The organism is Brevibacillus sp. HB2.2, from assembly GCF_013284275.1.
GTDB classification, from domain to species: domain Bacteria; phylum Bacillota; class Bacilli; order Brevibacillales; family Brevibacillaceae; genus Brevibacillus; species Brevibacillus brevis_D.
Genome location: NZ_JABSUV010000012.1, coordinates 71,570 through 97,541 on the forward strand (window position 1 = coordinate 71,570; position 25,972 = coordinate 97,541).

Here is a 25,972-nt window from a genome sequence, read left to right on the forward strand (position 1 = left end):
GTATAAAAAATGAGGAGGTGAGTCATGATGGCATTGACTCAAGAACGTAAAACTCAACTGATTCAAGAGTTCCGTACTCATGAGAACGACACCGGTTCACCGGAAGTGCAAATCGCTATCTTGACCGAAAACATTAACAATCTGAACGGACACTTGCGTACGCACAAGAAAGATCACCACAGCCGTCGTGGTCTCTTGAAAATGGTTGGTCAACGTCGTAACCTGTTGACATACCTGCGTGAAGCAGATGTTCAACGCTATCGTTCGGTTGTAGACCGCCTGGGTCTGCGCCGCTAATCAGCGTCTTGTAAAAAGCGGGTTCTACCCGCTTTTTCTATCGTGTAGGAGGGCTTAGCGTAGAAATGCGCTAAGCCCATCCGAAACGAGTAAAAGGCTTGTGCCGTATCTGTTAGTTTCAATTAGCTTCAAAAGAAGCTTTTTTTATTATCTAGAAAGACTGCCAAAGGTAGCCATTTAATTTTTATCTTGGCAGGAAATAATACATATAGGTAGAAAACAAAGTGTGTAAACGCACATTGTTGTGAAGGAGGACTGCTAGCATCATGGAGCAACAATACCGTACATATGACTTCGAACTGGCAGGCCGAAAACTGACCCTGGAATTTGGCAAAATGGCTAAACAGGCGCATGGTTCGGTCTTGGTTCGTTACGGCGATACAGCAATCCTGTCCGCAGTTACAGTCTCGAAGGAACCAAAACCACTTGATTTCTTTCCATTGACTGTCAACTATGAGGAGCGTCTCTACGCGGTTGGGAAAATTCCTGGCGGCTTTATTAAAAGAGAAGGACGCCCAAGCGAAAAGGCCATTTTGGCCAGCCGCTTGATTGACCGCCCTGTCCGCCCTCTTTTTGCAGAAGGATTCCGTAACGATGTACAAATCGTAAATACTGTTCTGTCTGTGGATCAAGACTGCTCACCTGAAATCGCTGCGATGATCGGTACTTCCGCAGCGCTATGCGTCTCGGAGATTCCTTTTGAAGGCCCGATTGCAGGAGTAATCGTAGGACGAATTGACGGAGAGTTCGTCATTAACCCTACAGTAGCTCAAGCAGAGAAAAGCGATATTCACCTGACTGTCGCAGGTACGCATAAAGCGATTAACATGGTGGAAGCAGCTGCGAACCAAGTACCGGAAGCAATCATGCTCGAAGCGATCATGGCTGGTCATGACGTGATTAAGCAACTGGTAGAATTCCAGAACATGATCGTGTCCGAAATTGGCAAGCAAAAGATGGAAGTCATCTTGCATGAGGTTGATCCTGAAATCGATCAAGCTGTACGTGCATATGCGGAAGCTCGCTTGAAAGAAGCTGTTCGCATCGAAGAAAAACAAGCACGCTACGATGCCATTGACGATATCAAGGCAGAAACCAAAGAGCATTTTGCAGCCAAGGATGCTGAGGCATATCCAGAGCAGGAAAAGATGATTAGCGAAGTACTTGGCAATATTGTCAAGGACGAGGTTCGCCGTCTGATTACTGACGAGAAAGTTCGCCCTGATGGACGAGCTCTGAACGAAATCCGTCCACTGTCCAGTGAGACAACCATTCTTTCCCGTACACATGGCTCTGCTATGTTTACCCGCGGTCAGACGCAAGCACTGAGCGTTTGTACATTGGGCGCGCTGGGAGATGTTCAAATTCTCGATGGACTCGGTCTGGAAGAATCGAAGCGCTTCATGCACCACTACAACTTCCCGCCGTATAGCGTGGGTGAAGCACGTCCGTTGCGTCCTCCGGGTCGTCGTGAAATCGGACACGGAGCGTTGGGTGAGCGTGCAATCGAGCCGATCATTCCATCTGAGGTTGAGTTCCCATACACCATTCGTCTCGTATCAGAAGTAATTGAATCCAACGGTTCCACATCCCAAGCGTCGATTTGCGCGAGCGTACTCGCCTTGATGGATGCAGGTGTACCGATCAAAGCACCAGTAGCAGGTATTGCGATGGGCTTGATCATGAGCAAAGATGAGAAATCTTTCTCGATCCTGACTGATATTCAAGGTATGGAAGATCATTTGGGAGATATGGATTTCAAAGTAGCGGGTACAGAGGCTGGTGTAACAGCTATCCAAATGGACATCAAAATTTCCGGTATCAACCGTGAGATTTTAGAGTTGGCTTTGGAACAAGCGCGTGTAGGTCGTTTGCACATTCTGAACCATATGATGAGCACGATTTCCGAACCACGCAAAGAACTGTCTCCTTATGCACCAAAAATCATGACTATGACGATCAATCCGGAGAAAATTCGCGATGTAATCGGTCCACAAGGTCGTGTCATTAATAAGATTATCGAAGAAACCGGCGTAAAAATCGACATTGAACAAGATGGACGTGTCTTCATCGCATCCATCAACCACGAAGCAAATCTGCGCGCGAAACAAATCATTGAAGATCTGGTTCGTGAAGTAGCTGTTGGTCAGGTGTACCTGGGAACAGTAAAACGTGTAGAGAAGTACGGGGCGTTCATCGAGTTGTTCGCAGGTAAAGAGGGCTTGTGCCACATCTCTCAACTGGCTGAAGAGCGTGTAGCCAAAACAGAAGATGTTGTCGCGGTTGGTGATAAAGTACAAGTGAAAGTGACCGAGATCGACGACCAAGGTCGTGTGAATCTCTCTCGCAAAGCAGTTTTGAAAGAACAAGCTGCTGCGGAACAAGCTGCTGAAACACCAACAAAAGCAGAATAAAGAAAAACAAAAGGCTTCGTCACTCGAAGAAATTCGTGTACGGAAGCTTTTTTCTTTCTATGCCAGAATGCTCCCGTTTCGTATGTCTAAGTCGTCCCATCCTCTCATACATTGGACAAGAGAGACTCGTACGATCGATAGAGGAGGGCGACGCCCTAATGACGAATAGGACCAGGAGACTTTTGTTCATATTTATATATGGAGCAGCGCTGATTGTTCTCTTGAATTATCAGCCTATTCATCATTACATTAGCACGATCAAAAATGTCCACGTAGTGACTGGGGATCGAAACGAAAATGAAAAAGCGCGTTTACGGGCGCAGATTGAAAAGTGGCGAGAGGGCCGAGAGGAAGAGCCGATCGATGCCGTCGTTGATCAGACGTGGAAGGCGATTCCCGGCTATAATGGACGTGTAGTCGATGTAGAAGAATCGCTCAATAAAATGCTGGCTGCGGGTGTATCCAGCCCGGATTTGCTCGTATACAAGGAAGTACCCCCAGCGGTTTCGCTTGAGCAATTGGGAGCACAACCCATCTATCGAGGAAATCCAAATAAACCAGCAATTTCTTTCATGATCAACGTGGCTTGGGGAAATGAGTATCTCGACTCGATGCTCAATACACTCGATAAACATAAGGTAAAGACAACGTTCTTTCTGGATGGCTCTTGGGTAAAACGTTACCCCGAAGAAGCAAAAAAGATCTTGGCACGTGGCCATGAGATTGGTAATCATGCGTATTCCCATCCCGATATGAACAGACTGGGAACACAGAGGATTCATCAAGAGATAAGTCGTACGCAAGATGTTATTTTTAAAACGCTGGAAGTGAAGCCTACCCTTTTTGCGCCGCCATCTGGTGCTTTTAACCAACGCGTTGTACAAATCGCGGACTCGTCTTTTCAAATGAAGACGATTCTATGGACGGCAGATACAATTGACTGGCAGAAACCATCGCCAGCTTATGTGATCAATAAAATAAGCCGAAAAATGGAGAAGGGTGTCCTCGTGCTCATGCACCCTACGTCTACCTCCGAGGCGAGTTTAGATGAACTTCTGACGATCGCCAAAAAGAAGGGGCTACAGCCGACGACTGTTTCGGAGGTTATATCGAGTCGTAGACTCCCGTCACCGTAATTACATGTTCATTTATTGTGGAGACAAAGGAAGTTTGCTATAGTTAGACGTGTTTACAAGAAATTCCCCGAGGTTTCGGGTAGAGACAGATGAACAACCGAGGAGGATTTACGTGATACAACGTCATACGTGTGATAACGGTCTTCGAATCGTGACGGAACGGATTCCGTCCGTTCGCTCCGTTGCCTTAGGCATCTGGGTAGGGACTGGTTCGAAATATGAAAATGAGAAAAACAACGGGATCTCCCATTTTCTCGAGCATATGTTTTTTAAAGGTACAAAAACTCGTTCTGCAAAGGAAATTGCGGAAACCTTTGATGAGATTGGTGGGAACGTGAACGCCTTTACTTCGAAGGAGTATACCTGCTATTACGCAAGGGTGCTCGACCAACATGCTCCTATTGCTCTCGATGTTCTTTCCGATATGTATTTCAACTCGGTATTTGATGCAGATGAGTTGGAAAAGGAAAAGAACGTCGTCATTGAAGAGATTAGCATGTATGAAGACACGCCAGATGATTTGGTGCATGATTTGATTGCACGCGCTTCATACAGCACACACCCGCTAGGCTATTCGATTTTAGGTACGGAAGATGTCCTGCGCAGCTTGAAGCGTGACGATTTGCTCGCTTATATTGATCAGCACTATCTGCCGACGAATACGGTGATTACGGTAGCGGGTAATTTTGAAGACAGTTTGATTGAAGATATCCAAAAGCGCTTTCAAGCTTTCTCGCGTCCAGGCATTATGCCGACCTTGTCTACCCCAGATTTTGCTGGAAATGTAATCGCGCATCATAAGGCAACAGAGCAAGCGCATTTGTGCCTGTCTTTACCTGGGTTTAAGGTAGGACATCCTGAAGTATACTCCTTGATTTTGCTGAACAATGTGCTGGGTGGTAGTATGAGCTCGCGTCTATTCCAAGAAATTCGAGAAGAACGCGGATTGGCATACTCTGTTTATTCCTATCACTCTTCCTATAAAGAAGCGGGTACGTTCCATGTGTATACAGGAACGGCACCAGAGCAAGTAGGACAGGTATTTGACATTGTCTCGCGTGTCCTGCGCGATGTCGCTGATCATGGAATTACGGACAAAGAGCTGAACAAAGGAAAAGAGCAGCTGAAAGGCAGCCTGATGCTCAGCTTGGAAAGCACGAATAGCCGTATGAGTCGCCTTGGCAAAAATGAACTCTTACTGGGCCGTCACCTTAGTCTAGATGAGATCATCGCCAAAATTGACCGCGTTTCTCATGATTCTGTTTTGGCTGTGGCGCAGCAGCTGTTCCGTTCCAAGATGTCTATGGCGATGGTGAGTCCACTCGATGGCTTCCCTGAAAATGTGAAAAACGATATTCTGTTGTAGGGAAAAATCCGGCATAGCCCGGATTTTTTTGCGTATATCAACAGTAAATGAAAGGACAAAGGGGGCTTCTCCATGCGCTTGAGCGAGTTGGGTGGGAAGGAGATTATCGGACTGGACAACGGAGAGAAAATGGGGGTTATCAGTGATTCCGATTTAGTCATCCATCCCGAAAACGGTACGATTCAATCCATCATCTTGCCAGGAGGTAGTTTCTTTGGGTTCGGAAAGAAACGAGAGGACCTCGTGATCCCGTGGAGTTCCATCGTAAAAATTGGGCCAGATATGGTCATCATCCAGCTTAAAGCGCCTGAGGCACAAGCTTCTCAAAAGTAGGCGCTACTGTCACCGAAGTAGCAGGAGCGGAATAGGATGGGGGTAGACCGCATGGATTTCCGTCAACTTTTCCAAAAGGAAAACCTTTGCGTTCCGATCATTTAATGCAGTAAAATGTGTGGAAAGGGGAACGCAGCATGCTAACGGGCATACATGTTGCCTTCATCGGCGGAGACGCTCGCCAGTTGGAAGTCATTAAGCGATGCATACAACTGGATGCTAGCGTCACGTTAGTTGGCTTCGACAACCTGGAAAGTAATTTTACAGGGGCAACGAAGAAACCATTAACATGCGATGTGTTGAAAGACGTGGACGCCCTCATCCTACCCATCGTAGGGACCGATGATCAAGGATACGTGGAAAGTATTTTCTGCTCCAAACAACTGCAATTGCTAGATGAACATGTGGCAAGTCTGCCGAGTCATTGCGTGGTTTACACGGGAATGGCAAAGCCTTATCTGAAAAAACTATTGGCTTCCACACGGCTTCCTCTCGTGGAGCTCTTGGATCGTGATGACGTAGCTATCTATAACTCTATCCCTACTGTAGAGGGAGCGTTAATGATGGCGATTCAGCATACGGATATTACGATTCATGGATCACAGTCAATTGTTCTGGGATTGGGCCGAACAGGTTTGTCCATGGCTCGAGCATTGCATGCGTTAGGGGCCCGCGTAAGAGTTGGGGCCAGACGTCAAGAACACTTGGCACGCATTTATGAGATGGGATTGACTCCCTTCCATATAAGCGAAGTAAGGCAACAGGTTACGAATGCTGATTTCATTTTTAATACCATCCCGCAATTATTACTCACGGCAGAAGTGATTGCTCAAATGCCTCAATCGGCGTTTATTCTTGATCTTGCCTCCAAGCCAGGAGGAACAGATTTTCGTTACGCTGAAAGACGAGGGATCAAAGCTCTTCTTGCTCCCGGATTACCTGGAATCGTTGCACCTAAAACCGCTGGACAAATTTTGGCCCAAACATTGTCTCGTCTGATTGCGGATCAAAGGAAAGCGCCAGGAGGGGATGCAACATGAGTAAACTTCAGGGAAAGACCATTGGATTTGGTTTGTCTGGATCGCATTGTACCTTTGAGGAAACGATGCCGCAAATTAAGCGATTTGTGGATGCTGGAGCAAGAGTGGTTCCGATTGTATCGAATACGATTATGACCACGGATACACGCTTCGGTACTTCGCAAAGCTGGCAGCAACAAATCAAGGAACTGACAGGGGAGGAACTTATTTCGACGATTCCTCAGGCTGAGCCGTTGGGACCTTCCAAGTTGTTGGATGTCATGCTGATTGCGCCTTGCACAGGCAGTACGACGAGTCGACTAGCGAATGCCATTACGGATAGTGCCGTACTGATGGCAGCTAAAGCGACCATGCGTAATTTGCGACCTATTGTGATTGCCATATCCACCAATGATGGTCTGGGATTAAATGCAGCCAATATTGCCAAGCTGTTGGCTGCGAAGAATATGTATTTCGTGCCATTCGGGCAGGATGCCCCGGATAAAAAACCGAATTCGCTTGTAGCTCGTATGGATCTCCTATTGGAAACATGCGAAGCAGCTTTGGAAGGTCGACAATTGCAACCCTTGCTCATCGAGAGATTTAACTACTAATAAGACTACAGAAAAACCAATAAACCTGCTTTTTCGCGATTAGGAGGAGAGTAAGAGATGGCAAACCAACTGACTTTCAATGTTGCTGTAGTCGGTGCGACTGGTGCAGTCGGACAGCAGATGATTCAACTATTAGAAAAGCGCAACTTCCCAATCAAACAGCTTAAGCTGCTTGCTTCTGGACGTTCTGCAGGAAAAACAGTCACCTTCAAGGGGCAAGAAATTGTACTGGAAGAGGCGACTCCAGACAGTTTTGCAGGGGTTGATTTTGCCCTGTTTAGTGCTGGTGGATCTGTCAGCAAGGAACTGGCTCATCACGCAGTGCGTCATGGAGCAGTTGTCATTGACAATACCAGCGCATTCCGGATGGACCCAGATGTTCCTCTCGTTGTGCCAGAAGTAAACATGGATGCTGCGCTCGCTCATAATGGAATCATTGCGAATCCGAATTGCTCCACGATTCAGATGGTTGCCGCTCTAAAACCCCTGTATGATCGTTTTGGTATAGACAGAATTATCGTTTCTACTTACCAGGCAGTATCTGGTGCAGGTCAATCTGCGATCAATGAATTGCTCGACCAGAGTCGAGACATTTTGGATGGTAAAGAACCGCAGTGTAACGTACTTCCCGTAGGCAAATTGCCTGTACATCATCAGATTGCGTACAACGCGATTCCGCAGATTGATGTGTTCACCGACAATGGTTTTACTTATGAAGAAATGAAAATGGTCAATGAAACCAAAAAAATCTTCGGTGATGACACTGTACTTGTTTCAGCTACTTGCGTACGTATTCCAGTGGTCTACGGCCACAGCGAGTCGGTATATGTAGAGCTGAAACAGGATTACGATCTGGCAGAAGTAAAAGCCCTGCTGAAAAACGCTCCGGGTATCGCGTTAGTAGATGCGCCGGAGGAACAGCAGTATCCACTCGCTACTGATGCAACAGGCAAACTGGAAGTATTCGTGGGCCGGGTGCGTCGTGATCTCCATCATCCTCGTGGACTGCATATGTGGATCGTTTCTGACAATCTTCTCAAGGGTGCAGCATGGAATACAGTACAAATCGCTGAAGAACTCATAAAAGCAAGAGTATAGGGGAGAGGTTAGTGAAGATTCTCGTCCAGAAGTTCGGTGGTTCTTCCTTGACGACGGAGGATTGCCGGATGCGGGCAATCTACCATATGGAAAAAGCAATTGATGAGGGTTATGCCCTCGTCGTTGTCGTATCGGCGATGGGGCGCAAGGGCGATCCATATGCGACCGATACACTTTTGCAGTTGGTTCGTGCGAATGGGAACCAACTGCCGAGTAGAGAAATGGATATGCTGATGCATACCGGAGAAATCATCTCTGCTACAGTCATGTGCAGCATGCTAAATGCACGGGGAATAAAAGCAACAATTTTGACAGGCGGTCAGGCAAATATAGTGACGAGCGACGACTTTACGAATGCACAAATTATGTCGATCGATCCAGCTCGCATTTTGCAGGACTTGCAGGAAAGTCAAGTTGTGATCGTCCCAGGATTTCAGGGACGTACAGCCGAGTGGGAAATTACGACACTGGGACGGGGCGGAAGCGATACGACTGCAACCGCTCTCGGTGTCGCCTTGAAGGCTGAAACGGTGGATATTTTCACCGACGTGGAAGGCATCATGACCGCAGACCCGCGGATCGTTGAGGAAGCGCAGCGGCTCGGTATGGTGACTTACACGGAAATTTGCAACATGGCTCACCTGGGTGCAAAAGTTATTCATCCTAGAGCGGTGGAGATCGCGATGCACGCAAACGTGCCGATTCGTGTTCGCTCTACGTTTTCGGACGACCCCGGTACACTTGTTACGACTATGCTGGAGATTGGGAAAATGGGCTACACAGTAAACGACAGAGTCGTTATGGGAATTGCTCATGTACCGAACATTACTCAAATTAAGGTCGCGAACAAAGAAGGGTCTTACGATACACAGCTGCAAGTCTTCAAAACGATGGCAACCAATAACATCAGTGTAGATTTCATCAATGTGAACCCAATGGGTGTCGCTTACACAGTCCATGATGAAATGGGAGAAAAAGCTGCTCGTTTGTTAACGGAAATGGGATACGAGCCGCAGCTTTTGCCGCATTGCGCGAAAGTGTCCGTGATTGGTGCAGGGATGACGGGCGTGCCCGGCGTGATGGCAAGAATCGTGGAGGCACTTACACAAGAAGATATTCAAATTCTTCAATCGGCAGACTCTCATACAACCATCTGGGTACTCGTGCATGAAATGGATATGGTGAAGGCGGTTCGCGCACTTCATCAGCAGTTCAACCTGCATGTTCAACATAAGTAAGAGCATATCCTGACTTTAAATACCTACTGATCACGATAAAGAGGAGTTGGAGAGGTAGTGGCACGTTTTGGTCGACTGGTTACCGCAATGGTAACGCCTTTTAATGAGCAGCTACAAGTCGATTACGATAAAACAGAGCGACTGATTGACCATTTGATTGCAAATGGAACAACTGGAATCGTATTGAGTGGTACCACGGGTGAATCACCTACTTTATCCCGTACGGAGAAACTCGATCTTTTCCGCCATGTGGTTTCCTACGCAAAAGGAAGATGCCACATCATTGCAGGAACAGGCAGCAATGATACAGCCTCAAGTATTGAGTTCACCCAAGCTGTACAATCGATTGGCGTAGACGCTGTCATGGTCGTTGCTCCTTATTACAGCAAGCCATCGCAGGAAGGGCTTTACGCACACTTCAAGGCATTATCGGAAGCGACTGAGTTGCCCGTGATGCTATATAATGTGCCGGGAAGATCCGTGGTCAATATGACTGCCGAAACGACACTTCGTTTGGCAGAGCTGCCTAATGTGGTATGCATCAAGGAAGCCTCCGGGAATTTGTCGCAAATGGCGCAAATTATTGAGCATGCCCCGGAAGGCTTTGAGCTGTACAGTGGCGATGATGGCTTAACTTTGCCGATCTTGTCTATCGGAGGAGTGGGCATTGTCAGTGTGGCAAGTCACGTAGTTGGCCGCCCAATGACAGATATGATGGACGCTTATTTTGCCGGTAACTATACAGAGGCAGCAAGACTCCATCGCAAGCTGTTGCCGATTTTTGAAGGCCTCTTTGCGTACCCGAGCCCTGGACCGACCAAGGTCGCTTTAGAAAAGCTCGGCGTTCAAGTGGGAGGCGTTCGGCTGCCTTTAGTCGAGCTGAACGAACAGGAAAAAGACTTCGTGCATTCTCTGCTTGTTTAACTCCATAGAAGTTCAAGAGCCATTCCTTCCCGGGATGGCTCTTTTTCCTTGTGTTCATGATTTCACTTCGGGTATAATAAGAACAAGTGATTTGGGGCGGTTTTTTTGAGTGGACATGACAACTAAATATAGGAGGTTACACGTTTTGGCAAAGACGAATCACTCTGTTCTCGTTTTCGCCCTGGGCGGAGTCGGCGAAATTGGGAAGAATATGTACGTGGTACAAAGCGGTGACGACATCGTGGTGATTGATGCCGGATTGAAGTTCCCAGAAGAGGAAATGCTGGGGATTGATATGGTTATTCCGGATATCACCTACTTGGAGGAACATCGCGACAAGGTTCGGGGTATTATTATTACGCATGGACATGAAGACCACATCGGCGGCCTCAGCTATGTGCTGAAGCATTTGAAAGTCCCGGTTTATGCGACAAAACTTACCCTTGGTTTAATTGATGCAAAGTTAAAAGAAGCGGGCATCCTAAACGAAACAAAACGCGTATTGATCAACAGCGACTCGGAAGTCGTTCTCGGTAAGATGAAGGCAACCTTTTTCCGTGTAAACCACAGCATCCCGGATTGTGTAGGGGTATGCTTGGATACGCCGGAAGGTTACATCGTTCATACAGGAGACTTCAAGTTTGATCAAACACCTGTTAACAATCAGGTTGCTGATCTGGCAAAAATGGCGATGATCGGTGATAGAGGCGTTTTGTGCTTGCTCTCTGACAGTACGAATGCAGAACGGCCTGGATTTACCGGATCGGAACGCTCCGTGGGAAAAGCACTCATGGATGTGTTCAGCAAAGCATCTGGACGTATTGTTGTTTCTACGTTTGCTTCAAATGTTCACCGCATTCAACAAGTGGTGGACGCTGCAGCACAGTTCAACCGTAAATTGACGGTTGTCGGCCGGAGCATGCAAAATGTTATTAATATCAGCAGAGACTTAGGGTACTTATTGGTCCCAGAGGGCTTGATTGTTGAGATCGATGAAATCAACAAATTGCCTGCTGAACAAGTTGTTATCTTATCAACTGGAAGCCAAGGAGAGCCTATGTCCGCGCTCACTCGGATGGCCCGATCCGCCCATCGGAAAATTGACATCCTTCCAGGGGATACCGTTATTATTGCAGCCACTCCCATTCCAGGGAATGAAAAATATGTGGCTCGTACGATCGATCAATTATCGCGTATTGGTGCAGATGTCATCTATGGCGGCCATGGACCTAACGGAACCGTCCACGTCTCCGGTCATGGTAGCCAAGAGGAATTGCGCCTGATGCTTAACCTAATGAAGCCGAAGTACTTTATTCCCGTTCATGGTGAATATCGCATGCTGAAAACACATGCCTTACTTGCTGACCAGGTTGGCATTCCTGAAGAAAACACATTCTTGCTGGATAACGGCGATACAGTTGAATTCTCAGGGGGCAAAGCCCGTTACGGTGGAAAAGTCCATGCTGGCAACGTTTTGATTGACGGCTTGGGTGTTGGTGATGTAGGAAACATCGTCCTTAGAGATCGCAAATTACTGTCACAAGATGGCATACTGGTAGTTGTCGTTACACTCAGCAAACAAAATGGCACGATTTTGTCAGGTCCAGACATCATTTCTCGCGGTTTCGTCTACGTGCGTGAATCCGAAGAGCTGCTGGATGAGGCAAATCGCATAGTGACCCAAACACTTGTCAAATGCATGGAAGAAAATGTGAATGAATGGTCTTCACTGAAAAATAACGTAAAAGAGTCATTAGGCCGTTATCTGTACGAGCAAACGCGCAGACGTCCGATGATCTTGCCGATTATCATGGAAGTGTAGGATCACGATAAAGAGCTGGAAATCCTTTGGAAAAAGGGTTTCTGGCTTTTTTTGCCTTTGTGGGCGCATGATTTTTCCTCCCCTTATCCATACTACAGAGGAAAGTGAGGGAGGATCATCCATGTCGAATCAACAATTTAGCGATTTTTTAAATAAGCCGCCGTTTGCAAGCACAGCGGTAACGAGTAAGGAATCCCAGCCACAATCACCAACTGATGATCAGGAGCCTGCTGCCTCGCCGCCATCAGAAGCACCTGGGCAAGAAGATCCGAAGAAAAAACTGCTCGATTCGATTACGCAACTGGGTCAGACAAACGTCCCACAACTCGAAAGCAATATTTATTGTATGACCATCATCGGACAAGTAGAAGGGCATATTCAGTTGCCCCCACAAAATAAGACGACCAAATACGAGCACCTCATTCCTCAATTGGTTGCGGCAGAACAAAACAATAAAATAGAGGGCGTTCTCGTTATTTTGAACACAGTTGGCGGGGACGTAGAAGCGGGCTTGGCAATTGCGGAGATGGTAGCATCCTTGTCCAAACCGGTAGTCACACTTGTACTCGGCGGTGGCCATAGCATTGGTGTTCCAATTGCCGTTGCTGGTTCGTACTCGTTTATTGCAGAAACAGCCACGATGACGATTCACCCGATCCGTTTGACTGGTCTTGTCATTGGTGTGCCCCAAACGTTTGAGTACTTGGACAAAATGCAGGATCGTGTAGTAAGCTTTATTGCCCGTCACTCCAAAGTTTCAGAAGAAAAGTTCCGTGAGCTAATGACCCGAACAGGTGAATTGACACGAGATATTGGAACCAATGTGATTGGCGTAGATGCGGTGAAATATGGATTGATAGATGAAGTTGGCGGTCTTGGTAGCGCGCTGAAAAAACTGAACGAACTGATCAAAGCGCAAAAAGGCGAGGAGAGTGTACTCCAATGATCTTATACTCCATCATTCCGATGGAAACGGTTTTTGAGAACATGGAGCAAGTGGAGAAGCAAGAGCTAAAAGAGATAACGATGGGTCATGCCACGATGCTCATTGAGCAAACCGGACCGTTTGAAGGAAAAATCGTCAGGCTGATTAGTCCAGATCCGCAAGACTACCTGAAGGAGCAATACGCACCCGGACAAAAAATTCAGTTTCAACCTGAGTGGCTCGCCTAAGAAGTCCTGTATTTCTATGAATTTCCTGTGTTATACTAGAGAAGTACGAACAGCAGCCGAACACGCGACGGCTGCCTTTTTTCCATTAGGTACATAACGAGGAGGAGGCATGCCATTGAGTAGGAGAAAAAAAGAGCGTTCACAAGCGGCATTGGCCTCAGTTGTCAAAATAGAGCTGCTGGGACTTCTCATCATTGTGCTGTCCTTGATCGGGCTATTGGAGAGTGGATGGCTGGGCAAAAATGTACTGGCACTTCTATTTCGGTTTATTGCGGGCTCATGGGATTTTATCATTCCTGTTCTGCTGATCGGTATGGCCATACATATGATGTTTACGAGAAAGTCACCGAAGCTTACTTACCGCGTCTTAGGGATAGCGCTCATTGGTGTGGCGATTTTGACCTGGGATCACATGATTTTGTACAAACAAATTACCGCAGATGGAAAATTTGCAGAGCAAAGCATTATTAAGGTTACATGGGACAGGATTTGGCTGGATCATGGTCAGAAAGTGTCCACCACCGGGGTAGGTGGAGGAATGATCGGTGCTCTGTTTTTTGCGGTGACAAATGGTCTTGTTGGAACAATTGGTACTGGTCTGGTGATTGTGTTTCTTTTCCTCGTGGGACTGATGTTTCTGTTCAATCTTTCTTATGTAAACATTTTGATGTTTGCCAAGGACAAGCTCGCTTTGTTTTACGGAAAGGCCAAGCATACAGTGAAGGACTCTGTACAGCTTTTGCAGGAAGAGAGCGAGAAGAGAAAGAAAGAAGCTAAGGAAGCCGAAGAGACTCGCAAGCAAAAGCAATCGGCGGAAGAGAACGAGGCCATTGCTGTCACGGCGTTGAAAGAGCAAAAACCTCATTCACAGCCTGCTAATCAGGAGGAAGCAGTCCAGCAACTGAATGCCCCATTAATTCGTGATTTTACGGATCGCATTGCGCTGGAAGAGGATGAAGAACCGAGTAATCCTGGTCATCAAGCGAGAGCTGCACAACCGAAACCGAATCAGGAAATTACGTTTGCACTTGAAGGAGAAGCAGAAATCTTCGGTACAATAGATACCGGAGAAGAAAAAAATACCATACCGTATGAGCTGCCAAGTCTGCAAATGCTCGCAAGGCCCAAAGCGAGTGCGACAGGTAAAGACGTCGATCATACTTCAAATGCGGCAAAATTAGTGCAGACACTGAAGAGCTTTGGCGTCAATGCAACTGTTTCCGAGGTACATCGAGGACCGGCTGTTACACGTTACGAAGTTCAGCCTGCTACAGGGGTAAAAGTAAGCAGGATTGTCAGCTTGACGGATGATCTTGCATTGGCATTGGCAGCAAAAGATATCCGCATTGAGGCACCAATTCCAGGGAAATCAGCCATCGGTATCGAGGTTCCGAACTCGGAGGTAGCGGTCGTATCACTACGAGAAGTGTTGGAAGCTCCCGAGTATCAAGATGCAGCAGGGAAGCTTACCGTTGCTCTTGGCCGGGATATTTCCGGAGAGCCGATTGTAGCCGATTTGACCAAAATGCCCCATTTGCTCGTAGCGGGTGCGACTGGAAGCGGTAAATCAGTCTGTATTAACGGATTAATCATGAGTATTTTGTTCAAGGCCAAACCAGAAGAAGTCAAGCTGATGATGGTTGACCCGAAAATGGTGGAACTGAATGTGTACAACGGAATTCCGCATTTGTTGGCTCCAGTTGTGACTGACCCGAGAAGGGCTTCTGTTGCATTGAAAAAAGTCGTGGCAGAGATGGAACGGCGCTATAATTTGTTTGCCAAAACAGGTAGCCGAAATATTGAAATGTACAATGCACAAGTGGAAGGCACCCCACTTCCCTATATCGTCGTTATCGTCGATGAGCTTGCGGACTTGATGATGGTAGCTCCGGGAGAAGTGGAGGATGCGATTTGTCGACTCGCGCAAATGGCTCGTGCTTCCGGAATTCATCTCATCATCGCGACCCAGCGTCCTTCCGTAGATGTCATTACGGGTGTGATCAAGGCAAATATTCCATCCCGCATTGCCTTTGGCGTATCTTCCATGGCTGACTCTAGAACGATTCTCGATATGGGAGGAGCAGAAAAGCTTCTCGGTAGAGGGGACATGCTATCACTGCCGATGGGGGCATCCAAGCCGACCCGTGTTCAAGGAGCTTTTGTATCTGACAAGGAAGTAGAAGAGGTCGTTCGTTTTGTAAAAGAACAGCAAGAGGTTCGCTACAATGAAGAGATGATCCCGGGTGACGTGCAGGAGGAGCAACAGCCAGTTGTGGATGATGAACTGTACGATCAAGCCGTCCAAATCGTTTCAGAAGCCCAAACGGCATCGGCATCCTTGTTGCAGCGTCGTCTCCGTGTCGGTTATACGCGGGCGGCACGATTGATTGATATGATGGAAGCCCAAGGAGTAGTCGGTCCTTATGAGGGAAGCAAGCCTCGTGAGGTTCGTCTTCCACGCCCGTCCATAGAAAGTAATATTTCATAAAGAGAGACCTTGCCAACATTTGTACTGGCAGGGTCTTTTTTCCTATTTTAGTAGAAAAATCCCTGTTGAAATTAATCATTTTGCATTATTATTCATAAATATTTGGCTTGCATGATACCCGCCCCTCATGTAAAATTTCTAAGAGATTGACGGAAATTGTTGTTATTAAGTCTCATACGAATCAGAGGTCTGACGTCCTACCTGTTGGGATGGCTTGCGGACAGCAGGAGTGAATGATGATGAGCATCAAAGGGAATGTTCGATCACTGTTTCTCTTGGTAATGGACAAGATCAAGAGTGATATCGAAACCGGACTTCTTCATCCTGGTGAACGCCTCCCTTCTGAAGCCGAACTATCCAAACAGCTTGGTGTAAGCAGGGCGACGCTTCGCGAGGCACTCCGACTTCTTGAGGAAGAGAAGATTGTCATTCGTAGACACGGTGTAGGTACCTTTATTAATTCAAAGCCTGTTTTTTCAGGTGGGATTGGGGAACTCTTTAGTGTGACGGATGCAATCGAGCGTCAAGGATATACGGCAGGAACCTTGATCCTGAAAACATCCTTTGGCGAATCTGCTGAAGAAGAGAGGAAGCGGCTGGCCTTAAATCCGGGTGAAGGCGTTCTCATAGTAGAGCGAATTCGAACGGCTGACGGTGAGCCTGTGGTTTATTGTGTGGACCGCATTCCTGCACATCTGGTGCCTGAGGGCTATGCGGCAAGTGGAGAGTCTATCTTCAAATGGCTGGAGAGCGTAACAGGAGTAAGGATCGCATACGCTGTAGCAGATATTGAACCCGTGGGCTACAATGAAAAGGTTTCCAACCTGCTGCATTGTGATAAATCTGCTCCCATGCTCTTGCTCAAACAGATTCATTACGACGAAAGTGAAAAGCCAGTGCTATACTCCCATAATTACTTCAGAGCTGACAAAATTCACTTTCATGTCGTACGGAGACGGTTGTAACAGTGGGGGCAACCTCACTCAACAATTTCATCAACTAAAAACAGGGGGTAATCTCAGATGAAGAAAGTTCTATCCGTGCTTTCTGTGGCAACACTCAGCCTGTCGCTCGTTCTTGCTGGCTGCGGAAGCAAACAAGAAGCACAGCCTCAAGGCCAAACTGGTAGCAATGGAGGCGCTCCAGCCGCTAATGCTATCAAAGTAGGTATGGTTACAGACGTTGGCGGTGTAAACGACAACTCCTTTAACCAGAGTGCTTGGGAAGGGCTGCAAAAACTCCAAACCGAAATGAATCTCCCGAAAGAAAACGTAAACTATCTGCAATCAAAATCAGATGCTGACTATGTACCAAACCTGACTCAATTCGTAAAAGACGGTTGGGATCTGACTTGGGGTATCGGCTTCTTGATGGGTGACCACCTGAAAAAAGTAGCAGAAGAAAACAAAAACGCAAAATTGGCGATTATCGACGCTGAAGTAGATGCTCCTAACGTAGCATCTGTACTCTTTAAAGAGCATGAAGGCTCCTTCCTTGCTGGGGTAGTTGCAGCGAAGATGACCAAAACGAAAAAGGTTGGATTCGTGGGTGGCGTTGACATCCCGGTAATCAAGCGTTTTGACCTTGGTTTCGAAGCGGGCGTAAAAGCTGTAGATCCAAGCATTCAAGTAGTGAAAGTTTACACGGGTGCTTTTGACAAACCAGACATGGGCAAATCTACTGCTTCCTCCATGTACGGTCAAGGTGTGGACATCATCTTCCACGCTTCCGGCGGTACAGGTGACGGTGTGTTCAACGAAGCAAAAGACCGTAAAGCTAAAGGCGAGAACGTATGGGTAATCGGTGTTGACAAAGACCAATCCCTGACTTTCGGCGACGAAGTTACATTGACTTCCATGGTAAAACGTGTTGACGAAGCAGTTATTCGTGTATCAAAAGAGCTTTCTGAGGGTAAATTCAAAGGCGGAGTACAATGGCTCGGACTGGCTGAAAACGGTGTAGGTCTGGCTGACACTTCTACGAAGAATGTTCCTGAAGACGTACTGAAGCTGGTTGAAGAATACAAGCAAAAAATCGTTAAAGGCGAAATCACAGTTCCTGATAAGTAAAAACCAAGGAAGCTGCAAATGGACAAGGCTGGTTTGAGCTACTGGCCTTGTCCTTTACCTTCACACTAGACCCGAAAAATGGGGTGAGCATGCATGAACTCGGTAAAAAAAGTGGTTGAAATGAGAGGGATCACAAAACGGTTCCCAGGCATTGTTGCGAATGACAGTATTACACTGTCTGTAGGTAAAGGTGAAATTCATGCGCTGCTCGGAGAGAATGGCGCGGGCAAGTCCACACTCATGAATATCTTGTTTGGTCTATATCAGCCGGATGAAGGCGAAATTCTGATTAACGAGAAAGTTGTACAGATCACAAGTCCAAGGATTGCAAACGAACTTGGTATCGGAATGGTTCACCAACATTTTATGCTCGTAGAAACATTTACAGTCACGGAAAACATTGTGCTAGGAAATGAACCGAAAAACGGGTTGAAGATAGATATTCAAAGCGCTGAGAAAGCGGTAGAAAAACTGTCGAATCAATACGGGCTCAAAGTTGATCCGAGAGCAAAAATTCAGGATATCTCAGTTGGGATGCAGCAGCGTGTAGAGATTTTGAAAACGCTTTATCGCGGTGCCGACATCTTGATTTTTGATGAGCCTACGGCTGTATTGACGCCGCAGGAAATCCATGAACTTATCGAGATCATGCATAACTTGGTAAAAGAAGGTAAGACGATTATCCTGATCACACACAAGCTGAAAGAAATTATGGCTGTATGTGACGCGGTTACGATTATTCGTCGAGGAAAGGTTATTGACTCCGTATTGGTAAAAAATACGAATCCGGACGACTTGGCTGCGAAAATGGTTGGTCGTGAAGTGAACTTCCGCGTCGATAAAACGGAAGCAAAACCAAAAGAAACCATCTTGGCCGTAGAGAATGTGACTGCAATGGGTAACCGTGGTGTGAATGCGCTGAACAATCTCAGCCTAGAGGTTCGCGCTGGAGAAATCCTCGGAATTGCCGGAGTCGACGGCAATGGCCAAAGTGAACTGATTGAAGTATTAACTGGCTTGCGTAAGGCAACAAGTGGGCGTGTCCTTCTTAATGGCAAAGAAATTACGAATCAAAATCCACGCAACATCTCAGAATCAGGATTGTCGCACATTCCTGAAGACCGACATAAACGAGGATTGGTTCTTGATTTCACCATGAGTGAAAATATGGTATTGGAAACGTACTTCCATCCAACGTTTTGCAAAAACGGTTTTCTTGATTATGGCGCTATTGACAAGCATGCGGCTAAGCTTATCGAAGAATTCGACGTTCGGACTCCGAGTATTTACACGCCAGCACGAGCGCTTTCGGGAGGAAACCAACAGAAGGCGATTATTGCCCGCGAAGTGGACAAGAACCCGGATTTGCTGATTGCGGCTCAACCTACTCGTGGCTTGGACGTAGGGGCTATCGAATTTATTCATCGTAGGCTAATTGATCAACGCGATCAAGGAAAAGCGGTCCTCTTGCTTTCCTTGGAGCTGGATGAGGTTATCAATGTGTCCGACCGGATTGCGGTTATTTATGAGGGAGCTATTGTGGGGATTGTCGATGCAAAATCAACAACGGAGCAAGAGCTCGGCTTGATGATGTCCGGCGGAAAAGTAATGCAAGGAGGGGGAAACGATGAATAAAGTTATTGCGGTCTTCACGAAAGAATCGTTTCTCGTTCCTGCCGTTGCGATCATTCTTGGTCTTTTGACCGGAGCAATCGCAATGCTGGCAGGTGGATTTGATCCAATCGCTGCCTATACGGCTTTGATTAAAAAAGTATTTGGAAGCGCGTATAACTTTGGTGAAACGATTCGCCAAATTACCCCTTTGATCTTTACAGGTTTGGCTGTAGCTTTTGCTTTCCGTACCGGTCTTTTTAACATCGGGGCAGAAGGTCAATTTATCGTAGGGATGATTGCTTCTACTGTCGTAGGTGTTTCTTTTGACCTTCCAGCTATCATTCATGCTCCACTTGCTATCCTTGCAGGTGCTTTAGCAGGCGGTTTGTGGGGTGCCATTGCTGGTTATTTGAAAGCAGCACGAGGTGTCAATGAGGTTATTACCAGCATCATGTTGAACTGGGTAGCGCTGTACTTTGCAAACTGGATCATGAATGCTTTCTTTATTCCAGCGGGCAAGCAAACATCTGAAGAGGTAAAGGATTCTGCGATCATTACCATTGGATGGCTCGCTGAAATGTTTGACAATGCTCGTTTGCACTGGGGTACACTGATTGCTGTACTTGCAGCTATTTTCTTCTATATCATCCTTTGGAAAACAAAGTCTGGTTTTGAATTGCGTTCCGTTGGTTTGAACCCGCATGCTTCTGAGTATGCTGGTATGAACGTGAATCGTAATGTTGTAAAGGCCATGTTCATTGGTGGTATGTTTGCAGGAATTGGTGGAGCTACTGAGATTTTGGGCGTTTTCCACTATCAAGCGATTATGACGCAGCATACAGGCTATGGATTCGATGGAATCGCGGTAGCATTGATTGGCGGAAATACGCCGTTCGGGGTTATCCTTGCTGCCATCTTGTTTGGGGTTCTTACATTCGGTGCGAGCGGCATGCAGTTTAGTGCGGGTGTACCGTTTGAGTTGATTCGCGTCGTGATTGCTTCTGTTATTTTCTTTGTTGCCGCACATGGCATCGTGAAAATTTTCGTTAAGCCGATCTTGATGAAGAAAAAGGAAGGTGGAAACTGATGGATTGGGGATTAATTCTTAGCAACCTCGTTCATGATACCATCGTGTTTTCCACTGCCTTGATTTTTGCCGCATTGGGTGGATTGTACTCGGAGCGTTCTGGTGTCGTGAACATTGCGCTAGAAGGTATGATGATTATCGGTGCTTTTACTGGTGCCGTAATGACCTATGCTTTCCAAGATTCATTTGGAGCTTGGGCACCGTGGGTCGGATTTATTGCAGCTGGGATTGCCGGTGCTATTTTTGCCCTACCGCATGCGGTTGCTTCGGTTACATTTAAAGCGGACCAGACTGTCAGTGGTGTGGCCCTGAACTTCTTGGCAGCGGGGCTTTCCATTTACCTGACCAAAATTATTTTCAACGGAGCAGGTCAAACAACAACATTGACCTCTGTATTTAACAAATTCAGTATTCCTGGATTGAGTGAAATTCCTTATATCGGACATGCCGTTTTTGAGGCGTATCCGACTAGCTATTTGGCTTTCATTGCTGTATTCGTTACTTGGTATGTTATTTTTAAGACACCATTCGGATTGCGCTTGCGTTCCGTTGGTGAGCATCCGCGTGCGGCTGATACAGTCGGGATCAATGTGAAGAGAATGCGCTACACGGCTGTTATGATCAGTGGGCTGTTGGCTGCATTGGGTGGAGCTACGATTTCCTTGACGACAACCAGTAACTTCTCCCATAACACAGTTTCTGGACAAGGTTTCATCGCAATTGCGGCCTTGATCTTCGGTAAATGGCATCCAATGGGTGCGATGGGAGCAGCATTGTTCTTTGGTGTCGCTCAAGCGATCAAGTCTTTGGTGCAAATCTTCGGATTGACCAATTACATTCCTACTGAATTTATCTTCATGCTTCCGTACGTACTGACGATTCTCGTAATGGCTGGTCTGGTAGGACGATCCAGTGCTCCAGCTGCCCTCGGCAAACCTTACGATACGGGATCGCGTTAATCATTCGTTGACAAAATTTAGCGTCTAGAACCTGTCACTTCCCCTATGCGATAATTTTTGTGACTGCTTGCGGTCCGCAAAAACGGTCCTATCCGTTTTAGCAAATTGTGTGGGGAGGGAAAAAGATGAACCGCTGTCTACGTGAGTACAGCAGTTATCGATGGAACAGGATTCTAGGCGCTTTTGTTTTTTGCCTGATGATAGCAATACCCGGTGGAATGGTTTTTGCAAAAGAGCCAGGACCTGTTATTTCTGTTGTTGTCGATGGAATGGGTGTCCAATCTGATGTAGCGCCCATCCATCGAAATGGGCGAATGCTCGTTCCGATAAGGGTAGTAGCCGAGGGAACAGGCTCAGAAGTAAGCTACGAGGCCGCCACTCAAAAAGTATCACTCAACAAAAAAAGCAAGCATATATCCCTTACGATTGGTAGCCAGACAGCGTATGTAGATGGAAAACGCTTGAAGATGGATGTCTCTCCAACCATTGTGAATAAGCGGACGCTTGTTCCGATCCGATTTATCTCCGAGGCATTTGGTTATCAAGTCCAATGGGATGAGAATACGACCGTTGCATACATACAATCCAAACCAGTGGAAGACAAGACAACGAGTGTCAAATACTCGTCGAATCCTTATGTCGTTCAACAGGGTGATACCTTATCAAAAATTGCAGCTCGCCACGACACGAACATGAGTGCCATTCAGAAAAATAACCCTCTCTCTTCTGATGAGTTACTGGTGGGGCAAGTTTTATTTTTGCCAGAAGGGGCACAAAGAACTGAGCACCCTATTGCCACAAAAGTTGCGGATGATCAATTGATTGGGAAACAATTTCGGTTTCCTTTCCACGATAATAGTTGGTATGAGCCATATGGGGATAGCTTCGGATCTGATCGAGAGTGGACGGAGACGAATAGCGGCAGTGTCCGTAGTCACGAGGGCATCGACATTATGGCACCGAAAGGAACTCCGATTTACTCGGTATCCGATGGGACGATCAACAAAGTGGGCTGGAATACGTATGGTGGCTGGAGAGTAAACGTTACGGATGAGAATGGCCAATATCGGATGTATTACGCTCATTTGCAGGCGTATACACCAGGATTATATGTTGGGAAAACGATAAAAGCTGGGCAGTTGATCGGTTTTGTTGGAGATACAGGCTACGGTGGAACGGGGACAGTGGGAATGTTTGAACCTCACCTACATTTTGGCCTCTATCGTAACAGCACGGGGAAGGCAATTGATCCGTATGATTACTTGCGGGTTTGGGAGCAAAACAAAGTGGAAAGTCCCCTTTAAAATTGGGACAAACTACTACGGAGTACCTTCACGAATAAAAGGAGGCCCTTCGTATGTGGACTTGTCCGTACTGTGGGGGAAGCCACGGCTTACCCTTTCACGATGAGCAACTGGATGGCATGCTCTGTCTCTCGTCTGATTGCGGTCGATTTGTTGAAGAGCATAGCACATCGGATGATTCCGGGGACTGGGATGCAATGGATATGTAAGGAAAAGAGTGAACGCCCTTTGATAAAAAGGCACCGTTCGCTCTTTTTTTATTCAATGGAAGCGCTGTGATTTACGTATTACGGGACTTGCGTGAGCGCATAGGATGAAGCACTGGGATATATAATGGAAGATTCTGATGCTTGATGCCCTGACAATTGGTTACAATAGAGAAGAATATGAAGTAAGCTGATGGAGAAGGGAGATTGAACTATGACTGCTACTACAAACGAAATTGCATTTCAAAGCTCCCAAGTCAATGGGATGAACGTACATATCCTTCCAACCAAAAAGTTCAAGACCACGACGATCGTGACGATGATTGAACAGGCGCTATCGGAGGAGCACGTAACAAAAACAGCTTTGCTTGCAATGGTCATGAAACGTGCCAGCGCTCGTTTTCCGGAAACGAAGCTATTGCGAGCACATTTGGATTTCCTGTACGGTGCCATTTTTGATGTCGATGTGATGAAAAAGGGCGAACGGCAAATCCTGCAAATTTACATGGAAGTACCGAATGAAAAATATTTGTCCAATGAAGCCTCACTTTTGGAGAAGGCCATCGAATTCGTAGGAGATATGCTCGTCAGACCATATGTACAAAACAACGCTTTTTCTGAAAAGTACATGGCACAGGAAAAAGAGACGCTTCGTAAACGGATAGAGAGTTTGATCGACGATAAAATGAAGTATGCGAACCAGCGCGTGACAGAAGAAATGTGTAAAGGGGAACCATTCTCTCTTCTCGTCCAAGGTCGTGTGGCGGATTTGCCGAAGATCACTGGTCAGGAGCTGTATCAATATTTTAAAGAAATAACGACGACGAATCCAATCCATATGTTCGTGGTGGGCGATGTCGAGCAGCAGGAAGTGAGCGAGGCTATTCGCAAGCACATTCCCTTGGAACGCTCCCAAGTAGGAGAACCACAGATCGAATCGACCGCGAAGGACGTATCTGCTGAAAGCGAAGTGATCGATCGACTCGATGTCAACCAAGCAAAGCTCAATATTGGCTGCCGTACGCAGATCACTTATAAGGATGAGGACTACCCGACCCTGTTGCTATATAACGGGATTTTAGGCGGTTTTCCTCACTCCAAGTTGTTTGTCAATGTCCGTGAAAAAGAGAGTCTCGCTTACTATGCCGTATCCAGGCTAGAGAGCCACAAAGGGATTCTCATGATTATGTCCGGGATTGATGTAAGCAAATATCAGCGTGCGGTTGAGATCATTAAGCAGCAGCTTGATTTGATGCGACAAGGAACCATATCGGAAGAGGAAATGAGCCAGACACGTGCGACATTGTCTAACCAGTTCCGCGAACTATTGGACAGCGCACGCGGCATGATTGAATTTACGTACAACGGTGTGATTAGCGGACGTTCTCGGAAAATCGAAGAGCTTTTGGCGGGGATCAACCAAGCGACCATTGAGGATATCAAGAAAGTAGCAAGCAAGGTGACGATCGATACGATTTATCTGCTACGGGACAAGAAGGGAGAGGCATAAGATGCAGACCACTGATTTTGAACAAGTAAATGAAACGGTATATCATGAAGCTCTCCAAAATGGATTGCAAGTCTATTTGGTTCCCAAACAGGGCTTCAGCAAAACATACGCTGTGTTCACAACGCGCTACGGCTCCATTGATAGCCATTTCCGCACCCGAAGTGGGGAAGAAATCAATGTTCCCGACGGCATTGCGCATTTTCTAGAGCACAAAATGTTTGAGAAAAAAGATCGGGATGTCATGCACGAATTCAGTAAAAACGGGGCGAGCTGCAATGCGTTCACGAGTTTCAATCGTACGGCTTATTTGTTCTCATGCACAGATAAGTTAGATGACAATCTGAATCTGCTGCTTGATTATGTGCAGGACCCGTATTTCACAGATGCCAGTGTAGAAAAGGAAAAAGGAATCATCGGTCAGGAAATCACCATGTACGAGGACAATCCGGACTGGAAGGTGTACATGAACCTTCTAAAGGCCATGTACCAGAAGTATCCGATTAACATTGAAATTGCGGGTACGATCGAGACGATCTCTCATATTACAAAAGAAAATTTGTATCAGTGCTATGAAACGTTTTATCATCCTGCCAATATGCTTCTGTTGGTCGTGGGCTCCTTTGAACCAGAAGCGATTATGAAGCTCATTCGTGAAAATCAGGGAGCAAAGGAGTTCCCTCCTGCGCCACAAATCACGCGCGTTTTTCCAGAAGAGCCATCAGCGCCAGCGGAAGCGAAAGTAGAAGCGTTTTTAACAGTGGGTCTGCCCAAATGCATGATTGGAATCAAGGAAAAGGAAAACGGTCTAACCAAGGAGGCCTTGTTAAAACGCGAGTTGACTACTAAACTGGTATTGGACATCGCGTTCGGCACAAGCTCCGCTGTCTATGAGCGTTTGTATGACAGCGAGCTGATTACGGAAAGCTTTGATTTTGACTACAGCAGTGAGCAGGATTATGCGTATACGATCATCGGTGGAGATACACCTGATCCAGAGCGTTTGGTGGAAACGATCAAAGCAGAAATCGAACAGTTGAAGCAAACTGGTATAGCCCAGGAAGATTTTGAACGTGCGAAGCGTAAAAAAATCGGAAACTTCCTACGTTCTCTAAACTCCGTGGAGTTTATCGCAAACCAGTTTACCAGCTTCAAATTTAACGGGAACGATCTGTTTTCCGTAGTGCCGACCTTGGAGTCGATCACACGCGAAGATGTGGAAAAACGTTTGAAGGAGCATTTTTTAACCGAGCAGATGGCTGTTTCCATCGTTCGTTCCGCTTCGCCACAGGAGTAATGTATTC

The 25,972-nt window shown here is 46.7% G+C and carries 23 protein-coding genes; all 23 read left to right on the top strand.

Annotated elements, in window-relative coordinates; all coding sequences use genetic code 11:
• Nucleotides 1-27: 27 nt before the first annotated feature.
• The 23 genes from rpsO to yfmH all read left to right on the top strand — a co-directional run bounded on the left by rpsO (nucleotide 28) and on the right by yfmH (nucleotide 25,965).
• Entirely contained in the window at nucleotides 28-297 is a 270-nt protein-coding gene (gene rpsO / locus HP401_RS11020; RefSeq protein ID WP_015891708.1) for a 30S ribosomal protein S15, read from the top strand.
• Between the two features lie 266 nt (nucleotides 298-563).
• Nucleotides 564-2,711 (top strand): polyribonucleotide nucleotidyltransferase, encoded by a 2,148-nt coding sequence (gene pnp / locus HP401_RS11025; protein ID WP_015891706.1) that lies wholly within the window; start codon nucleotides 564-566, stop codon nucleotides 2,709-2,711.
• A gap of 158 nt (nucleotides 2,712-2,869) precedes the next feature.
• The gene (locus HP401_RS11030; RefSeq protein WP_173605016.1) at nucleotides 2,870-3,847 is read left to right on the top strand and encodes a polysaccharide deacetylase family protein; all 978 of its coding nucleotides are present in this window, start codon (nucleotides 2,870-2,872) and stop codon (nucleotides 3,845-3,847) included.
• 112 nt (nucleotides 3,848-3,959) lie between these two features.
• A complete protein-coding gene (locus HP401_RS11035) occupies nucleotides 3,960-5,213 on the top strand; it encodes a M16 family metallopeptidase (RefSeq protein WP_173605017.1) in 1,254 nt (417 codons plus the stop codon).
• A gap of 72 nt (nucleotides 5,214-5,285) precedes the next feature.
• The gene (locus tag HP401_RS11040) at nucleotides 5,286-5,546 is read left to right on the top strand and encodes a YlmC/YmxH family sporulation protein (RefSeq protein WP_015891703.1); all 261 of its coding nucleotides are present in this window, start codon (nucleotides 5,286-5,288) and stop codon (nucleotides 5,544-5,546) included.
• A 137-nt stretch (nucleotides 5,547-5,683) separates the two neighbouring features.
• Nucleotides 5,684-6,586 (top strand): dipicolinate synthase subunit DpsA, encoded by a 903-nt coding sequence (dpsA, locus tag HP401_RS11045; protein ID WP_015891702.1) that lies wholly within the window; start codon nucleotides 5,684-5,686, stop codon nucleotides 6,584-6,586.
• Nucleotides 6,583-7,179, top strand: a complete 597-nt coding sequence (locus HP401_RS11050) for a dipicolinate synthase subunit B (RefSeq protein ID WP_007719213.1) — start codon at nucleotides 6,583-6,585, stop codon at nucleotides 7,177-7,179. The genes dpsA and HP401_RS11050 overlap by 4 nt, the downstream gene beginning before the upstream one ends.
• A gap of 57 nt (nucleotides 7,180-7,236) precedes the next feature.
• The gene (locus tag HP401_RS11055; RefSeq protein WP_173605018.1) at nucleotides 7,237-8,277 is read left to right on the top strand and encodes an aspartate-semialdehyde dehydrogenase; all 1,041 of its coding nucleotides are present in this window, start codon (nucleotides 7,237-7,239) and stop codon (nucleotides 8,275-8,277) included.
• A gap of 11 nt (nucleotides 8,278-8,288) precedes the next feature.
• The gene (dapG, locus tag HP401_RS11060; RefSeq protein ID WP_015891700.1) at nucleotides 8,289-9,515 is read left to right on the top strand and encodes an aspartate kinase; all 1,227 of its coding nucleotides are present in this window, start codon (nucleotides 8,289-8,291) and stop codon (nucleotides 9,513-9,515) included.
• A 57-nt stretch (nucleotides 9,516-9,572) separates the two neighbouring features.
• On the top strand, nucleotides 9,573-10,439 hold the full coding sequence (gene dapA / locus HP401_RS11065; protein WP_142496647.1) for a 4-hydroxy-tetrahydrodipicolinate synthase: 867 nt from the start codon (nucleotides 9,573-9,575) through the stop codon (nucleotides 10,437-10,439).
• A gap of 115 nt (nucleotides 10,440-10,554) precedes the next feature.
• On the top strand, nucleotides 10,555-12,261 hold the full coding sequence (locus HP401_RS11070; RefSeq protein WP_217366041.1) for a ribonuclease J: 1,707 nt from the start codon (nucleotides 10,555-10,557) through the stop codon (nucleotides 12,259-12,261).
• Between the two features lie 121 nt (nucleotides 12,262-12,382).
• Entirely contained in the window at nucleotides 12,383-13,207 is an 825-nt protein-coding gene (locus HP401_RS11075) for a ClpP family protease (RefSeq protein WP_064202409.1), read from the top strand.
• Nucleotides 13,204-13,434: a YlzJ-like family protein gene (locus tag HP401_RS11080; protein ID WP_173605020.1), complete on the top strand. Its 231-nt coding sequence runs from the start codon at nucleotides 13,204-13,206 to the stop codon at nucleotides 13,432-13,434. The genes HP401_RS11075 and HP401_RS11080 overlap by 4 nt, the downstream gene beginning before the upstream one ends.
• 109 nt (nucleotides 13,435-13,543) lie before the next feature.
• Nucleotides 13,544-15,922: a DNA translocase FtsK gene (locus tag HP401_RS11085; protein WP_173605021.1), complete on the top strand. Its 2,379-nt coding sequence runs from the start codon at nucleotides 13,544-13,546 to the stop codon at nucleotides 15,920-15,922.
• A gap of 239 nt (nucleotides 15,923-16,161) precedes the next feature.
• Nucleotides 16,162-16,887, top strand: a complete 726-nt coding sequence (locus tag HP401_RS11090) for a GntR family transcriptional regulator (protein ID WP_173605022.1) — start codon at nucleotides 16,162-16,164, stop codon at nucleotides 16,885-16,887.
• Between the two features lie 57 nt (nucleotides 16,888-16,944).
• On the top strand, nucleotides 16,945-17,991 hold the full coding sequence (locus HP401_RS11095; protein ID WP_173605023.1) for a BMP family lipoprotein: 1,047 nt from the start codon (nucleotides 16,945-16,947) through the stop codon (nucleotides 17,989-17,991).
• Nucleotides 17,992-18,084: 93 nt separating this feature from the next.
• Entirely contained in the window at nucleotides 18,085-19,626 is a 1,542-nt protein-coding gene (locus HP401_RS11100; RefSeq protein WP_015891692.1) for an ABC transporter ATP-binding protein, read from the top strand.
• Nucleotides 19,619-20,692 carry an ABC transporter permease gene (locus HP401_RS11105; RefSeq protein ID WP_015891691.1) on the top strand — a complete coding sequence of 358 codons (1,074 nt, stop codon included), beginning with the start codon at nucleotides 19,619-19,621 and terminating at the stop codon, nucleotides 20,690-20,692. Before HP401_RS11100 ends, HP401_RS11105 begins: the two co-directional genes overlap by 8 nt.
• Entirely contained in the window at nucleotides 20,692-21,651 is a 960-nt protein-coding gene (locus HP401_RS11110; RefSeq protein WP_142496649.1) for an ABC transporter permease, read from the top strand. Before HP401_RS11105 ends, HP401_RS11110 begins: the two co-directional genes overlap by 1 nt.
• 125 nt (nucleotides 21,652-21,776) lie before the next feature.
• Nucleotides 21,777-22,955: a stalk domain-containing protein gene (locus tag HP401_RS11115; protein ID WP_173605024.1), complete on the top strand. Its 1,179-nt coding sequence runs from the start codon at nucleotides 21,777-21,779 to the stop codon at nucleotides 22,953-22,955.
• Between the two features lie 53 nt (nucleotides 22,956-23,008).
• The gene (locus tag HP401_RS11120) at nucleotides 23,009-23,164 is read left to right on the top strand and encodes a CpXC domain-containing protein (protein WP_173605025.1); all 156 of its coding nucleotides are present in this window, start codon (nucleotides 23,009-23,011) and stop codon (nucleotides 23,162-23,164) included.
• Nucleotides 23,165-23,375: 211 nt separating this feature from the next.
• Nucleotides 23,376-24,671 (top strand): EF-P 5-aminopentanol modification-associated protein YfmF, encoded by a 1,296-nt coding sequence (gene yfmF / locus HP401_RS11125; RefSeq protein ID WP_173605026.1) that lies wholly within the window; start codon nucleotides 23,376-23,378, stop codon nucleotides 24,669-24,671.
• 1 nt (nucleotide 24,672) lies between these two features.
• Nucleotides 24,673-25,965, top strand: a complete 1,293-nt coding sequence (gene yfmH / locus HP401_RS11130) for an EF-P 5-aminopentanol modification-associated protein YfmH (protein WP_172140566.1) — start codon at nucleotides 24,673-24,675, stop codon at nucleotides 25,963-25,965.
• Nucleotides 25,966-25,972: the final 7 nt, after the last annotated feature.

Coding starts and splice junctions, on each gene's coding strand:
- HP401_RS11110 (WP_142496649.1), top strand. CDS start 20,692: ATGGATTGGGGATTAATTCTTAGCAACCTCGTTCATGATACCATCGTG.
- rpsO (WP_015891708.1), top strand. CDS start 28: ATGGCATTGACTCAAGAACGTAAAACTCAACTGATTCAAGAGTTCCGT.
- HP401_RS11030 (WP_173605016.1), top strand. CDS start 2,870: ATGACGAATAGGACCAGGAGACTTTTGTTCATATTTATATATGGAGCA.
- HP401_RS11090 (WP_173605022.1), top strand. CDS start 16,162: ATGAGCATCAAAGGGAATGTTCGATCACTGTTTCTCTTGGTAATGGAC.
- HP401_RS11095 (WP_173605023.1), top strand. CDS start 16,945: ATGAAGAAAGTTCTATCCGTGCTTTCTGTGGCAACACTCAGCCTGTCG.
- HP401_RS11120 (WP_173605025.1), top strand. CDS start 23,009: ATGTGGACTTGTCCGTACTGTGGGGGAAGCCACGGCTTACCCTTTCAC.
- HP401_RS11055 (WP_173605018.1), top strand. CDS start 7,237: ATGGCAAACCAACTGACTTTCAATGTTGCTGTAGTCGGTGCGACTGGT.
- HP401_RS11105 (WP_015891691.1), top strand. CDS start 19,619: ATGAATAAAGTTATTGCGGTCTTCACGAAAGAATCGTTTCTCGTTCCT.
- HP401_RS11085 (WP_173605021.1), top strand. CDS start 13,544: ATGCCATTGAGTAGGAGAAAAAAAGAGCGTTCACAAGCGGCATTGGCC.
- HP401_RS11075 (WP_064202409.1), top strand. CDS start 12,383: ATGTCGAATCAACAATTTAGCGATTTTTTAAATAAGCCGCCGTTTGCA.
- dpsA (WP_015891702.1), top strand. CDS start 5,684: ATGCTAACGGGCATACATGTTGCCTTCATCGGCGGAGACGCTCGCCAG.
- HP401_RS11080 (WP_173605020.1), top strand. CDS start 13,204: ATGATCTTATACTCCATCATTCCGATGGAAACGGTTTTTGAGAACATG.
- HP401_RS11115 (WP_173605024.1), top strand. CDS start 21,777: ATGAACCGCTGTCTACGTGAGTACAGCAGTTATCGATGGAACAGGATT.
- HP401_RS11100 (WP_015891692.1), top strand. CDS start 18,085: ATGAACTCGGTAAAAAAAGTGGTTGAAATGAGAGGGATCACAAAACGG.
- yfmF (WP_173605026.1), top strand. CDS start 23,376: ATGACTGCTACTACAAACGAAATTGCATTTCAAAGCTCCCAAGTCAAT.
- pnp (WP_015891706.1), top strand. CDS start 564: ATGGAGCAACAATACCGTACATATGACTTCGAACTGGCAGGCCGAAAA.
- HP401_RS11040 (WP_015891703.1), top strand. CDS start 5,286: ATGCGCTTGAGCGAGTTGGGTGGGAAGGAGATTATCGGACTGGACAAC.
- HP401_RS11050 (WP_007719213.1), top strand. CDS start 6,583: ATGAGTAAACTTCAGGGAAAGACCATTGGATTTGGTTTGTCTGGATCG.
- yfmH (WP_172140566.1), top strand. CDS start 24,673: ATGCAGACCACTGATTTTGAACAAGTAAATGAAACGGTATATCATGAA.
- HP401_RS11070 (WP_217366041.1), top strand. CDS start 10,555: ATGACAACTAAATATAGGAGGTTACACGTTTTGGCAAAGACGAATCAC.